Annotated in this window: 14 protein-coding genes; 4 read left to right on the top strand and 10 right to left on the bottom strand. The window is 75.1% G+C overall.

Translation table 11 applies throughout. The features are described 5' to 3' along the window. Positions 1–62: 62 nt before the first annotated feature. Together ACH9EU_RS14220 and ACH9EU_RS14215 are read right to left on the bottom strand one after the other, a co-directional pair. Entirely contained in the window at positions 63–1301 is a 1239-nt protein-coding gene (locus ACH9EU_RS14220; protein WP_396414569.1) for an acyl-CoA dehydrogenase family protein, read from the bottom strand. Next, positions 1298–3526 carry a 3-hydroxyacyl-CoA dehydrogenase NAD-binding domain-containing protein gene (locus ACH9EU_RS14215; protein WP_396414568.1) on the bottom strand — a complete coding sequence of 743 codons (2229 nt, stop codon included), beginning with the start codon at positions 3524–3526 and terminating at the stop codon, positions 1298–1300. The genes ACH9EU_RS14220 and ACH9EU_RS14215 overlap by 4 nt, the downstream gene beginning before the upstream one ends. Before the next feature lie 123 nt (positions 3527–3649). On the opposite strand from ACH9EU_RS14215, the gene ACH9EU_RS14210 reads away from it, so the two are divergent. Then, positions 3650–4195 (top strand): GNAT family N-acetyltransferase, encoded by a 546-nt coding sequence (locus tag ACH9EU_RS14210; RefSeq protein ID WP_396414567.1) that lies wholly within the window; start codon positions 3650–3652, stop codon positions 4193–4195. Between the two features lie 6 nt (positions 4196–4201). Here the strand turns inward: ACH9EU_RS14210 and ACH9EU_RS14205 are convergent, their stop codons facing one another. From ACH9EU_RS14205 to ACH9EU_RS14180, 6 genes are read right to left on the bottom strand one after another with little or no spacing between them, the layout of a single operon-like run. Beyond that, positions 4202–4879: a TetR family transcriptional regulator gene (locus ACH9EU_RS14205; RefSeq protein WP_396414566.1), complete on the bottom strand. Its 678-nt coding sequence runs from the start codon at positions 4877–4879 to the stop codon at positions 4202–4204. Between the two features lie 24 nt (positions 4880–4903). Further along, positions 4904–5770, bottom strand: a complete 867-nt coding sequence (locus tag ACH9EU_RS14200; RefSeq protein ID WP_396414565.1) for an SMP-30/gluconolactonase/LRE family protein — start codon at positions 5768–5770, stop codon at positions 4904–4906. A 1-nt stretch (position 5771) separates the two neighbouring features. Next, complete coding sequence (locus tag ACH9EU_RS14195) at positions 5772–6209, bottom strand: hotdog domain-containing protein (RefSeq protein ID WP_396414564.1); 438 nt, start codon at positions 6207–6209, stop codon at positions 5772–5774. Further along, positions 6206–7081 (bottom strand): PhzF family phenazine biosynthesis isomerase, encoded by an 876-nt coding sequence (locus tag ACH9EU_RS14190; RefSeq protein WP_396414563.1) that lies wholly within the window; start codon positions 7079–7081, stop codon positions 6206–6208. Before ACH9EU_RS14190 ends, ACH9EU_RS14195 begins: the two co-directional genes overlap by 4 nt. Next, positions 7078–7284, bottom strand: a complete 207-nt coding sequence (locus tag ACH9EU_RS14185; RefSeq protein WP_396414562.1) for a hypothetical protein — start codon at positions 7282–7284, stop codon at positions 7078–7080. Before ACH9EU_RS14185 ends, ACH9EU_RS14190 begins: the two co-directional genes overlap by 4 nt. 59 nt (positions 7285–7343) lie before the next feature. Continuing rightward, the gene (locus ACH9EU_RS14180; RefSeq protein WP_396414561.1) at positions 7344–7973 is read right to left on the bottom strand and encodes a DNA-3-methyladenine glycosylase I; all 630 of its coding nucleotides are present in this window, start codon (positions 7971–7973) and stop codon (positions 7344–7346) included. Between the two features lie 64 nt (positions 7974–8037). Here ACH9EU_RS14180 and ACH9EU_RS14175 point away from each other — a divergent pair, with 64 nt between their 5' ends. Beyond that, positions 8038–9306, top strand: a complete 1269-nt coding sequence (locus ACH9EU_RS14175) for an MFS transporter (RefSeq protein WP_396414560.1) — start codon at positions 8038–8040, stop codon at positions 9304–9306. Between the two features lie 4 nt (positions 9307–9310). Here ACH9EU_RS14175 and ACH9EU_RS14170 read toward each other — a convergent pair whose 3' ends face one another. After that, positions 9311–9709, bottom strand: a complete 399-nt coding sequence (locus tag ACH9EU_RS14170) for a DUF4870 domain-containing protein (RefSeq protein WP_396414559.1) — start codon at positions 9707–9709, stop codon at positions 9311–9313. Between the two features lie 229 nt (positions 9710–9938). Here ACH9EU_RS14170 and ACH9EU_RS14165 point away from each other — a divergent pair, with 229 nt between their 5' ends. Then, on the top strand, positions 9939–10754 hold the full coding sequence (locus tag ACH9EU_RS14165) for a 1-acyl-sn-glycerol-3-phosphate acyltransferase (RefSeq protein WP_396414558.1): 816 nt from the start codon (positions 9939–9941) through the stop codon (positions 10752–10754). Between the two features lie 9 nt (positions 10755–10763). Here ACH9EU_RS14165 and ACH9EU_RS14160 read toward each other — a convergent pair whose 3' ends face one another. Then, positions 10764–11960, bottom strand: a complete 1197-nt coding sequence (locus ACH9EU_RS14160; protein ID WP_396414557.1) for a helix-turn-helix domain-containing protein — start codon at positions 11958–11960, stop codon at positions 10764–10766. A gap of 103 nt (positions 11961–12063) precedes the next feature. Between ACH9EU_RS14160 and ACH9EU_RS14155 the strand changes: the two genes are divergently transcribed. Next, positions 12064–12809, top strand: a 746-nt coding sequence (locus ACH9EU_RS14155; protein ID WP_396414556.1) for a ferredoxin reductase, incomplete at its 3' end; no start/stop codon positions are given.

Raw genomic sequence — 12809 nt, 5'->3', positions numbered from 1 at the left:
ACGACGCCCCGGCCGCCCGGCCGGGGCGTCGTGCGTCCTCCCTCCGGCGGTGCCCGCCCGGCTCAGGCGAAGGCGGAGAGGCCGGTGATGCCGCGTCCCACGATGAGCGCCTGCACGGTCTCCGTCCCCTCGAAGGTGTGCAGCGCCTCGATGTCCGCGAAGTGCCGGGCCACCCTGTTCTCGATGAGGATGCCGTTGCCGCCCATCAGGTCGCGGGCGTTGGCGGCGATGGACCGTGCGGCACGCGTCGCCGAGTACTTGGCCAGCGAGGCCTGCTCGCCCGTGAGCGTGCCGGACTCCTCGCGCTCGGTCATCCGGGCCACGAGCACCTGGATCTGGGTGAGCTCGCTGAGCATCCGGGCCAGACGCTCCTGCACGATCTGGGAGGCGGCGAGCGTGCGGCCGAACTGCACCCGCTGCAGGGCGTACTGCAGGGCGGTCTCGTAGCAGGCCTGGGCGTGGCCGACCGCGCCCCACGCCACGCTGATCCGGGTGGCGAAAAGGACGTCGGCGGTGTTCCGGAAGGACCGTGCTCCCGGCAGGGCGTTCTCCCCGGGGACGAAGACGTCCTCGAGCCGGATGTGGGCCTGGTGGATGGCCCGCAGGCTGAGCTTGCCCCGGAGGGTCGTGCCCGTGTACCCGTCGGTCTCCTGGGGCACCACGAAGCCGCGGACTCGGCCGTCGTCGTCGGCGCGTGCCCACACCACGGTGATCCCGCCCATCGAGCCGTTGCCGATCCACTTCTTCTCCCCGTTGAGCAGCCACCCGCCGGCCACGGGGGTCGCCCGGGTCTCGAGGCTCACGGAGTCGGAGCCGTGGGTCGGCTCCGTGAGGGCGAAGGCGCCGAGCAGCTCGCCGGTGGCCATCGACGGCAGGTACCGGCGCCGCTGCTCCTCGGAACCGCACAGGGCGATCGAGCGCATGGCCAGCCCGCCCTGGACACCGGCGACCGTGGCGATGGAGCCGTCACCCCGGGAGAGCTCCATGCTGACCAGCCCGGCCGCGGCCTTCGACATCGGTGCGAAGCCCTCGACGTCGACGCCGTCGCGCAGGAGGTCGAGCTCCCCCAGGCGGTGGACGAGGTCGAGCGGGTACTCGGCCCGCTCCCAGTGCCCGCCGATCACGGGGAGCAGCTCCTGCTGGACGAAGGCGCGGGCGCGGTCCCAGTAGGCGCGGTCGGCGTCGGGGACGGCGTCCAGGACGCCCGCGGCGTCGGTTCCGAGGGCCTCGCCGAGGGTGTAGGCGGGCTCCACGGTGCCCTCGGGAAACAGGTGCCCGTCGGAGCGGGGGGTCGTGGTCATGGGTGGTCCTCCGTGCCGGCGGTGACGGGACGTCCGGGGGCGGTCCCGCCGGGGCGGTCGTGGTGCGCGGACAGGCGGTGGCCGAGGACCCGTTCCGCCGCGCCCGTGCGATCCAGCCAGGGCGTGACGCCGCCCAGGTGGAACGGCCAGTTCGCGCCGAGCACCATGCACAGGTCCACGTCCTCGGCGCCGGCGACGACGCCCTCCCGGAGCATCGCGCCGATCTCCTCGGCGAGGGCGTCCTGGGCCCGCCCGAGCAGCTCCTGCGCGGAGGCCGGCACTCCCTCGCGCAGGTCCGGGTGCTCCGCACGGGCACGTGCCAGCAGCTCGGCGGCGGGAGCGGAGAGGTACCCGTCCGTGCCCCGCCCCGGCGCCTGCTCCGTGGGCAGGACGTGCGGGAGCCCGGCCCCGACGACGGCGTCGAGCCACGGGGAGCGCGCGAAGCGCCGGGGGAAGGCCTGGTGCATCGTCGCGTGCACGTGGTGCAGGACGGCGGGGCCCACGAGGTCCAGCAGCTGCAGCGGGGTCATGGGCAGGCCCATCGGGTCAAGCGCCCGATCGGCCGACGGCACGTCCATCCCGCCGTCGACGGCGCGCACGACGACGTCGAACAGCCGCGCGAGGACCCGGTTGACCACGAAACCGGGCGCGTCCTGCACGCGCACGGCGGTGCGACGCAGCCGCGCGGCGAGGTCGAAGGCGGTGGCCAGGGTCGCGTCGTCGGTCCGCGCTCCCGCCACGACCTCGACCAGGGGCGTGGCCTCCACCGGGTTGAACACGTGGAACCCGACCACGCGGCCGGGGTGCCGGAGGCCCTCCGCCATGGCGGTCACGGAGAGGGAGCTGGTGTTGGTGGCGAGGACAGCGTCCGGCCGGACGACCTGTTCCCACCGCGCCAGGACGTCCTTCTTGACCTGGAGGTCCTCGAAGACGGCCTCGATGACGAGGTCGGCGTCGGCCAGGCCTTCCGGGCCGGTGGCCCCGGTCACGAGGGCCCCGAGCCGGTCGGCCTCCTCCGTCGTCATCCGGCCCCGGGCCGCCCGGGCCGCGAACCGCTCGCGGGCGCGCCGCACCCCGGCCGCCAGCCGCTCGTCGTCGAGGTCGGTCATGACCACGGGGATCCCGCGGCCCGCGAGCAGGGCCGCGAGCTGGCCGGCCATGAGGCCGGCGCCGATCACGGCCGCCCGGCGCACGGGTCTCGCGGGCGCGGCCGGCACGTCCGCGGGACGGCGGGACCGGGCGGTGACGAGCTCGAAGGCGTACAGCGAGTCCCGGGCGACCTGGCCGGTCACGAGCCCGGCGAAGGCGCGGACGGCTCTCTCGCCGTTCTCGGTGCGGGTCTCGGTGCGGGCGGCGGCCACGAGGTCGATCGCGACCAGGGGCGCCGGGGCGGCGCCGTGCCAGGCCCGTTCCGCGCCGGCCCGGGCCTGCGCCACGGCGTCCTCCCACTCCTGCCGGCCGGCCGCTGCGCCGGGCGCGCCCGGGCGGCGGCGGGGTTCCCCGGCGTCGAGGGCGTCGAGCCGCCGCGCGACCCACTCCTGCCAGGCCTCCTCCCACGGCGCCGTCCCGGGTGCGGCCCCGAGCACAGCGTCCACGAGGCCCAGCTCCAGCGCCTGCCCGGCCCACAGGTGGCGCCCGCGCATCGAGTCGGACACGATCACCCGCAGGGCGGCCGCCGGTCCGACCAGATGGGGCAGCAGGTGGACGCCGCCCCAGCCGGGGAAGAACCCGAGCCGGCACTCCGGGAGGCCGAAGGGGCCGGCGTCCCGCGCCGCCACGCGGTGGTCGGTGTGCAGGGCGAGCTCGAGCCCTCCCCCGAGCGCCTGACCGGTGAGCAGGGCGAAGGTCGGCACGTCCGCCTCGGCCAGGACGCCGAAGGCCTCGTGGCCGAGGCGGACGTACCGGTCGGAGCCCCCGCTCAGCTGGGCCGAGCGGATCTCCCGCAGGTCGGCGCCCGCGCCGAAGGACCGGGGGCTGCCGGTGACGACGATCGCCTCGACCTGCGAGCCGTCGATGGACACGAGCAGCTCCCGCAACTGCTCCAGGGCCTCGGACCCCCAGATGATCAGCCCGCCGGGACGCGTGGAGCCCAGGCGCACGAGGGCGACCGGCCGGCGCCGGCCCGGCAGCACCGGGTGCTCGACGCCCATCGTGACGGTGGAGGGGAACGCGGAGGGGGCGACCGCGGGCCGGGACGCTGAGGGGGACGCAGAGGGGGATGTCATGGACGCTCTCCTGAGGCGGGAGGTGATGGCCACCACTCTTCCCGATACTCAGTATCAGGTCAAGGGATTGCGTCTCACGAACGGTCGCCGCACCACGGCGGCGAGACCGTACTATGGGCGCTGATGATCGCCGTGCTGCCTCCAGAGACCGAACGCCTGTCGTTCCGCCGCTTCGACGCCGCGGACCTCGACCCCATGCACTCGTACCAGAGCCGGGAGGACTACGCGCAGTACGCGTGGCGAGGGCCGCGCACCCGCGAGGACTGCGAACGCGCACTGGCCGAGAACAGCGGGCTGCGCCCGTGGGGCCAGGACGGCGACCACGTCCGCTTCGCCGTCTCCCCCAAGGGCACGCGCGAGCTCGCCGGCGAGGTCGTGCTGACCCTCACGGACGCGGAGTCCGCGCAGGTGGAGATCGGGTGGGTCGTGCACCCGGACCACGCCGGGCAGGGCATCGCCTCGGAGGCCGCCCGGGCCGCGCTCGAGTTCGCGTTCGCCACGCTGGGGGCCCACCGGGTCTGCGCGAGCCTGGACGCCCTCAACGTGAGTTCGGCGAAGGTCTGCGAGCGCATCGGCATGCGGCTCGAGGCCACCCTGCGGGAGAGCCACTTCCAGCTGGGCCAGTGGCGGGACGAGCTGATCTACGCGATCCTCGCCGACGAGGTCTGAGCCGGCTCAGCCCAGCGCCTCCCGCACGGAGGCGAGGATCTGCTCCGTGCCGGCAGTGGGGTCCAGGACCGTGACGACGACGGCGGGGCGGGAGCGGGATCCTGGTGCTCCCGCCGCCCCGCCGGCACCGTGGACGAGCGTTCGTGCGAGGTTCTCCGTCCGCGCCGCCAGCTCGGCCGAGGGGTCGGTGTGCGGGGCGCGCAGCCAGCTGCGCAGGTGCGCGTTGTGCACCGCGACCGCCGCGGCGGAGAGGGCCGTGGCCACCGTCTCCCGGTCCGGGTGCTCCCCCAGCGCCGAGCGCAGCCAGCGCCGGATGACCCGCTCGTAGCGGTGCGAGGTGATCAGCTCACGGTCCCGCAGCTGCGGGACCTGTCGGAGCAGGGCGTGGCGGGCCAGGGCCCGCTCGCGGTGGTCGAGGTGGTGCCGGAAGACCAGGAGCACGGCCTCCCGCAGGACGACGGCGGGGTCCGCCTCCGGTCCGGCGCCCGCGAGCAGCTGCTCGAGCCGCTGCAGGGCAGCGACGTGGTCCGCGAAGACGATGTCCTCCTTGGACCCGTACTTGCGGAAGAACGTGGCGCGGCCGATCCCCGCCGCCTGCGCCAGCCGGTCGACGGTCGTGGCCTCCCACCCGCGCTCCGCGAGCAGCCGGATCGAGCCGGTGACGACGTCCGGGGTCTCGTTCACGGGTTCTCCTGCTTGGGGGCGGTGTCAGCCCGCGAAGGGCAGCACGGGCAGGCCGGGGACGTCCACCCGGACCGAGAACAGGGAGCCGGCGGCGGGGTCCTCGTCGGGGGCCAGTCCCTCCCGCGAGGTGGTCACGTAGAGGGTGCGCAGGTCCGCCCCGCCGAGGCAGCACGCCGTGGTCCGCCGGGCCCCCACCTCGACGACCGTGTCCAGCTCGCCGGCCGGCGTGTAGCGGTGCACCTGGCCCGCGCCGTACAGGGCCACCCACACCGCGCCCTCGGAGTCGACGGTCAGCCCGTCCGGGAGGGCGTCGCCGTGCTCGAGCTCCGGGGCCACGAAGGTCCGCCGGCCGGTCAGCCCGCCCGCCGGGGTCCGGTCGAACACGTCGATCCTCCCGGTGGGCGTGTCGTTGTAGTAGACCCGGGAGCCGTCCGGGGACCAGCCGATCCCGTTCGAGACCGTGACCCCCTCGAGGACGGTCTCCCACCGCAGGTCGGGGCGCACCCGGTGGAGGGCCGCCGCACCCTCGGACCCGTCCCAGGCCATGGAGCCCACCCAGAAGCACCCGTCCGGGCCCACACCGCCCTCGTTCATCCGCACGGCCCCGGGCTCCCAGAGCAGCACGGGCGGGTGGACGGTGCCGTCCGGGTCCTCGAGCGCCACGCCCGTCTCCACCGCAAGGACCGCGCCGCCCGTGGCACGCGGTCGCACGCACGCCACGACGTCGCCCACGTGCCGCCGCACGATCCGTCCCTCCTCGCCGAAGGACAGGACGTCCCCGGCGAGCATGTCCACCCAGCGCAGCCCACCCCAGGACTCCGACCAGCACGGACCCTCGCCGTGGTAGGTCACGGCGTCGGTGATCCGCTCGGCGCGCAGCCGGCGCACCATCTCAGCGGTCTCCCGGGCCGGTCGCGGGCAGTGCCGTGGCGGGGATCCGGTCGCGGTCGTAGGTGATCTCCGTGTAGCCGTGCGGGGCGGGCCGCCCGGTCTCGTCCAGGTTGACGAACACGATCTTGTCGATGGTCAGGATCGTGTCGCGGGTGATCATGTTGCGCACCTGGGCGCGCATGGTCAGGGAGGTGCGGCCGAACTCCGTGGCCGTGAGCCCCATCTCGATGATGTCGCCCTGCTGGGCGGAGCTGACGAAGTTGATCTCGGACATGTACTTGGTCACGGCGCGCTGGTTGCCGAGCTGGACGATCGCGTAGATCGCCGCCTCCTCGTCGATCCAGCGGAGGAGGCTGCCCCCGAACAGGGTGCCGTTGGCATTGAGGTCCTCCGGCTTGACCCACTTGCGGGTGCGGAAGGAGATGTCCTGGGTCGTCATGGCCCCACGATACCGATCCCCGGGCCCGCTCCCGGGCCCGGCAGCTCCACGGTCCCGCCCACCACCTGGCCCACGTGCCCGCCGATCCAGACGCTGTCCCCCTCCCGGTCGACCTCGACGCGGCCCGTGCCGCCCAGGACCGTCCCCTGGGCGGCGACGTAGTGGTCCGGGACCCATCCGTGGTCGGTCAGCCAACGGGCGAGCCCCGCCTGGAGGCTGCCGGTGACCGGGTCCTCCACGACCCAGTCCCCCACGAAGGCGCGCACCTCGACGGCGCACTCGGCGCCCTCCGGGTGGGCCCCCACCACGCCCAGCTCGAGCCCGGCCATGGCGGACCAGTCGGCGCGCACGTCCAGCACGGCGTCCGCGTCGGCCAGGCGCACCCCGATCCAGCCGGGGCCGTTGTCCAGCCAGGAGGCGGCGAGCAGGGCCTCCGGAGGCAGCCGCAGGGACCGGGCGATCCGGTCCAGGAGCCCGGGGTCCACCACCGGTTCGTAGCGCAGCAGCGGGGGCGCGGCGAAGGCCAGCCGGTCCCCGCGGCGCCGGACCGGCACGAGCCCGGCCCCGCACTCCTGCACGACGTCGTCGCCGGCGGGCCGCCCGCCCCGGGCCAGCCAGGCGGAGGCGGTGCCGAGCGTCGGGTGCCCCGCGAACGGCAGCTCCCCTCCGGGCGTGAAGATCCGCACCCGGTAGTCGGCCCCCGGTGCGGTGGGTTCGAGCAGGTACGTGGTCTCGGACAGGTTGGTCCACCGGGCGAAGCGCGCCATGGTGTCCTCGTCGAGGCCGTCGGCCCCGTGCACCACGGCGAGCGGGTTGCCGCCCAGGGGCGTCGGGGAGAAGACGTCCACCCAGCTGATGCCGTGGCGGCTCACCGGTGGCGCTCCCGTCCCATCCGCCCGGGGTCACGGGACCGCCCGGTCCCCCGGCCCCGCGGCGCGGGCGGGACGTCCGCCGCGTCCCGGGCCGCGGCCCGGTCCTCCCGGATCCGGCGCACCACCATGGCGGCCAGCACGGAGCCGACCGTGCCGAGGACGATGGGCAGCACCGCGCTGCGCTGCCTGCTGTTGTCGTACACGACGGGACCTCCTGCGGCGGGGGCGGCGCACGGTGCCACCCGGATCGGTGCCTGGAATCCTACGCACCGCCGGCGTCGTCCGGCCACACCCCCGAGCTGCCCCGGCGGTGGCTGCCCACGAGGTGGGTGTCGACGATGCCGACCGCCTCCATGAGCGCGTACATGGTGGTGGGCCCGACGAACCGGAAGCCCCGCGCCCGCAGGGCCCGCGACAGGGCCTCGGACTCCGGGGAGCGGGTGGGCACCTCGGCGACCGTGCGGGGGCGCGGGGTGCGCTCGGGCCGGAACGACCACACGAGCCGGGACAGTCCGCCGTCCTCGCGCAGCGCGACGGTGGCACGGGCGTTGCCCACCGCGGCCTCGATCTTGCCGCGGTGGCGGACGATGCCGGGGTCGGCCAGGAGCCGGTCGACGTCGCCGGGCCCGAAGGCCGCCACCTCGTCCGGGTCGAAGCCGGCGAAGGCGGCCCGGAAGGCGGGGCGCTTGCGCAGGATCGTGGCCCAGGAGAGCCCGGCCTGGAAACCCTCCAGGCAGATCCGCTCGTAGAGGCCCCGCTCGTCCCGCACCGGCAGGCCCCACTCGCCGTCGTAGTAGGCGCGCAGCAGCGGATCCGTCGAGGCCCAGGCGGGGCGGGCCAGCCCGTCCTCGCCGAGCACGAGGTCCGGTCGGGGGACGGGGTCGGGGCTCATGCCCAGCATCGAACCACACCGGGACGCCCCGGCACACCTCCCGGTCCTGGGGCAGGGGCATACGATGGCCGGCATGCACCCGACGAACCTCCCCGTGGACCGGAGGGCCCTGCAGCGCCGGGTCGTCCGCGTCCTGGCGCTGGGCCAGGTGCTCGGCGGCCTGGGGGTGGGCGCCAGCCTGGCCCTGGGTGCCCTGCTCGTCACGGAGGTCTCCGGCTCCTCCGCGTGGTCCGGGATGGCCGCGACCATGAACACGCTCGGCGCGGCCCTGCTCGCCGTCCCGCTCGCCCGCCTGGCCCAGGCCCGCGGCCGGCGGATCTCGCTGAGCACCGGCGCGTTCACCGCGATGACCGGCGCAGCGATCACGGTGTGCGCGGCGGTGCTCGCCAGCTTCCCCGTCCTGCTCGTGGGCCTCGGCCTGCTCGGCGCCGGGTCGGCCCTGAACCTGCAGTCGCGCTTCGCGGCCACGGACCTGGCGGCGGACGACTCCAGGGCCCGGGACCTCTCCCTGGTGGTCTGGTCCACGACGATCGGGGCGGTGCTCGGCCCGAACCTCTTCGAGCCGGGCGAGGTGGTCGGCCGCGCCCTGGGGCTGCCCCCGCTCACGGGTGGTTTCGTCATCGCGCTCGTGGCCCAGGCCGTCGGCGCACTCGTGTACCTCACGGCGCTGCGTCCGGACCCCCTGCTGCTCGCCGTCGCCGACGGCCAGGCCGCGGGGGCGGCCCCTCCGTCCCGGTCCGGCGGCCTCGCGGTGCTGCGCTCCTCCTCCCTCGCGCGCCGGGCCGTGCTGACCGTGGCGCTGAGCCACGGCGTCATGGTCGCGCTGATGTCCATGACGCCGGTGCACCTGACCCAGCACGGGGCGTCGCTGAGCATCGTCGGCCTGACCATCAGCCTGCACGTGGCGGGCATGTACGCGCTCGCCCCGGTGTTCGGGTGGCTCGCGGACCGGATCGGGCGCCGCCCCGTGGTCCTGCTGGGCCAGGGCCTGCTCGTGACCGCCCTCGTGCTGTCCTGGCTGGGGTCCGGGTCGCACGCGTTCGTCACGGTGAGCCTCGTCCTGCTGGGACTGGGCTGGTCGGCCTCGACGGTCGCCGGCTCGACGCTCGTGGCCGAGTCCGTCCCGCCGGCCGAGGCCCCCCGTCTGCAGGGCGTCTCTGACCTGTTCATGAACCTGGCCGGCGCCACCGGCGGGGCACTGGCCGGTCCCGTGCTGGCGTTCGCCGGCTTCGAGGGGCTCAGCGCGGCCCTCATGGTTCTCGTGGTGGTCGTGGTGCTCGTGCACACCACCCGCCCCGTGGCGGCGGCCCCCGCCGCCACCCCGGACGGCTAGCCGGCTACCGCAGGACCGGCAGCTGGAGCGGATAGCGGTAGACCTCGCCGCGGTTGGCCCGGAGCACCGCGAGGACGTGGCAGACCACCAGCAGGACGGCGGCCAGGAGCCAGAGCACGATGGCCACCGGGAAGAGGATCACGGTCATCAGGCAGACCCACGCGGCGGCGTTGAGCAGCCACATGGACAGGTTGAAGTTGAAGGAGCCCGCGGCCGTGGCCCGCAGGAACATGTTCCTGTCCCTGAACACGAGCCACACCACGAGCGGACCCACGAAGCCGAGCCACCCGACGGAGATGATCGCCCCCACCAGGCCGGAGAGGTGCGTGAGGATCGCGATGGTGCGGTCGTCCTCCTGGGCCCGGTACCGGGGCGGGGGTGCTGACGGGGGATGGTAGGACATGAGTCCCTCCTGGTCGGTCGTCGACAACGTCGCCGGGCTGCGTCCGCCGGGGCGCCGCGGCGGACGCACCTGCTCGGTGCCGCCAGCGTATCGGCGCCGGCGCCCGCGGGGTATGGGGGGTGGCCGCAGTTCCGCCGGGGCCGGGCCCCCGGGACGGCCCGCCCCGGGCTACGATGCCCGCAGACCGTTCCCCGCCCCGATCCGCGGGACCGTCCCGGAAGGAGGGACCGTGGCCCTGCAGCTGCGCCCTGACGACCGCGCCTACCGGGCCATCGTGCTCGCCGGGCTGGTCGCCGTGAAGCTCTTCCGCGTGCCCCTGACCGTCACCGGCGAGGAGCACCTGCCCGCCGGCCAGGAGGTGCACGGCCTGCGCCGGGTCGTCGTGCCCGGGCGCGGGGCGGTCGTGGCGGTCACCCACTTCGGCTATCTCGACTTCGTGTTCGCGCAGCTGGTGGTCTGGCACCGGCTGCGGGCGCACTGCCGCTTCCTCATCACCCGCAAGCACACCGGCAGCGCGTTCGTGAGGGCGGTGTGCCGGCTCTGCGACCACGTCGTCGTCGACCGTGCGAACGGTGCCCCGGCCTACGCCGAGGCCGTCGCGAAGCTGCGCCGCGGCGACTTCGTGGGACTGTTCCCGGAGGGCGGGGTCAGCCGCAGCTGGACCGTGCGGGAGCTGCGCACCGGAGCCGTGCGCATGGCCGCCGAGACGGGGGTCCCCGTGGTCCCCGTGTCCGTGTGGGGCGCCCACCGCATGCTCACCCGCGGGCGGGGGCGGCTGCGGCTGCGCGACGTGTGGCGGACCCCCGTGCGCGTCCACGTCGGCCCCCTCCTGCAGGTCCGCCCCGGCGAGGACGTGGCGGCCGCGAGCGCCCGTCTGCGCGCGGCGCTGCAGGCGGGGATCGACCGGTGCATCGAGAGCTACCCCGAGACGCCGCCGCCCGGTGCGTGGTGGATGCCGGCGCGGCTCGGTGGGGGCGCGATCACGGTCGAGGAGCAGGCCGAGCACGACGCCCGGGAACGGGAGTCCTACCGCCGGACCGGCTGATCCGCCGGCTCACCCGAAGCCGGCGCGCAGGACCAGCTCCAGCTCGAAGCGGGTCCGGGGGTCGTTGAGCGCCTCGCCGAAGACCTCTCGCAGCTGGTTCACCCGGTACCCGACCGTCTGCTCGTGGATGTCCAGCTCCGCGGCCATGGCCGCGCGCTGCCCGTGGTGGGCCAGCCACGACCGCAGGGTCGAGCTCAGGCGTTCCCGCTGGCCGGGACGCAGCTCGGCCAGCGGCGCCAGCCGCCGGGCCGCGAGGTCCTCGAGCACGGTCCGCTCGCTGTGCAGGACGAGGTCGAGCAGGCGGTCGGAGACCCACAGGGGCTCACCGCCGGGAGGCTCCTCCTGCTGCAGCAGGTCGCGGGCCAGCACCGCCAGCCGCAGGGAGTCGGCGGCGGCGTACCACGGGCGGCCGGGCCCGATCACGGCGCCCCGGCCGTTGAGAGCGCGCTCCAGCTCCCGGCGCCCGGGGGCCGAGGCCGGCTCCGGCAGCACCGCGACGGTGTCCCCCGGCCGGGACGTGAGCAGGGCCCGGTCCCCCAGGCGGGACCGCAGCCCGGCCCGCCGGTCGCTGGCCAGCGTCACCACGAGCAGGCGGTCGGGTACCGGCCACCCCGCGGCCGCGGCCGCCGAGCGCACGGCGTCCTCCGCCACGTGGCCGCGCACGAGCATGTCCGCGAGCGCGTCCAGCAGGCGGTCCCGCTCCCCGGCCCGTTCCGACTGCTCCACCGCGTACCCCTCGGCGCTGGCCGCGGAGAGCTCCTCGATGTAGGCGAACACGGACTCGGCGAGGCCGATGAGCACGCCGGCCTCGAAGCCGGCGTCCATGGCCACCCGGGAGAACGAGCGCAGGGTGGTGCGCGCCCCGGACCGGTAGGCGGCGAAGAGCGCGTCCATGGGGCGGCCCTCCCGCACCTCGCCGCGGCCCAGGCCCTCGTAGACCCTCCGGTCGTCCTCCATCAGCGCCGGCTGGCTGGTTCCCGGCAGCCGCAGGAACCGGGCGAGGGCCACCTCGACGCCGCGGCGGATGCTGTCCCCGAAGAGACCCTCGAGGGGACGCGCGTAGACCGGCACGTCGTGGCGCACCGAGTCCAGCAGCTCCTCGGTGACGGCGGGCAGGTGCGGCACGAGCAACGGTGTGAGCTCCGGGGGCAGCGCCGTCCACGGCAGCTCCCGGTCGGTCCGCCCGGTACGGGTCGCCTGTTCCATCGCATCTCGCTTTCATCCCGGCACCACAGTTTCCCTCCGGGAAGAGTACGCGACGGGACGAGAATCAGCACCGGAATTGCGCCATAGTGATTAGGTGACCTCCATGAGACTGCTTTCCCGCCTGGCTTCGGCCTTCACCACACCCCGCTCGCCCGAGGACTTCCTCCGGCTGGTGGACCCCCTGGCGAGCGCTCGCCAGCTGCGGGGCCTCGTCACGTCCGTGTCGCCCGAGACGGCCGACTCCGTCACCATCAGCTTCCGTCCCGGCCGGGGGTGGAACGCCCACGCGGCGGGCCAGTGGGCGCGCATCGGCGTCGAGATCGACGGCGTGCGGCACTGGCGCTCCTACTCCCTGAGCACGGCGGCCGGCCAGGACCCCGCCATCACCGTCTCGGCCATGGGCAAGGTCTCCACCGCCCTGGTCCGCGGCACGCGGCCGGGCGACGTCCTCTTCCTGGCGCCCCCCGAGGGCGACTTCGTCCTGCCGGAGCACCCGCGTCCGCTGCTCATGCTCACCGCCGGCAGCGGGCTGACCCCCGTCATGTCGATGATCCGCACGCTGGTGCCGCGACGGCCGGACGCGGACCTGGTGCTCGTGCACTCCTCGCGCTCGCCCGAGGAGGCGCTCTTCGCCGAGGAGCTCCTGGAGCTCGCGGACCAGTTCCCGAGCTTCCGTCTCGTCCAGTGGTTCACCGGCGAGCGGGGCCGGCGCCTGGACCTCGCCTCCACGTCCGACCTCGAGACGGCCTGCCCCGACTGGCGGGACCGGGCGGCCTACGCGTGCGGGCCCGCCGACTTCCTCGACGCCGCCGAGTCCCTCTGGCAGCGGGAGGAGGGGCAGCTGCGCGT

This window comes from Kocuria rhizosphaerae (assembly GCF_044462265.1).
GTDB classification, from domain to species: domain Bacteria; phylum Actinomycetota; class Actinomycetes; order Actinomycetales; family Micrococcaceae; genus Kocuria; species Kocuria rhizosphaerae.
Note: the sequence above shows the minus strand (reverse complement) of the source record. Positions and strands in the feature narration are given on the sequence as shown.

Bases quoted from the DNA above. Each gene is read 5' to 3' on its own strand.
- ACH9EU_RS14220 (WP_396414569.1), bottom strand. From the start codon at position 1,301: ATGACCACGACCCCCCGCTCCGACGGGCACCTGTTTCCCGAGGGCACC.
- ACH9EU_RS14215 (WP_396414568.1), bottom strand. From the start codon at position 3,526: ATGACATCCCCCTCTGCGTCCCCCTCAGCGTCCCGGCCCGCGGTCGCC.
- ACH9EU_RS14210 (WP_396414567.1), top strand. From the start codon at position 3,650: ATGATCGCCGTGCTGCCTCCAGAGACCGAACGCCTGTCGTTCCGCCGC.
- ACH9EU_RS14200 (WP_396414565.1), bottom strand. From the start codon at position 5,770: ATGGTGCGCCGGCTGCGCGCCGAGCGGATCACCGACGCCGTGACCTAC.
- ACH9EU_RS14195 (WP_396414564.1), bottom strand. From the start codon at position 6,209: ATGACGACCCAGGACATCTCCTTCCGCACCCGCAAGTGGGTCAAGCCG.
- ACH9EU_RS14180 (WP_396414561.1), bottom strand. From the start codon at position 7,973: ATGAGCCCCGACCCCGTCCCCCGACCGGACCTCGTGCTCGGCGAGGAC.
- ACH9EU_RS14175 (WP_396414560.1), top strand. From the start codon at position 8,038: ATGGCCGGCATGCACCCGACGAACCTCCCCGTGGACCGGAGGGCCCTG.
- ACH9EU_RS14170 (WP_396414559.1), bottom strand. From the start codon at position 9,709: ATGTCCTACCATCCCCCGTCAGCACCCCCGCCCCGGTACCGGGCCCAG.
- ACH9EU_RS14160 (WP_396414557.1), bottom strand. From the start codon at position 11,960: ATGGAACAGGCGACCCGTACCGGGCGGACCGACCGGGAGCTGCCGTGG.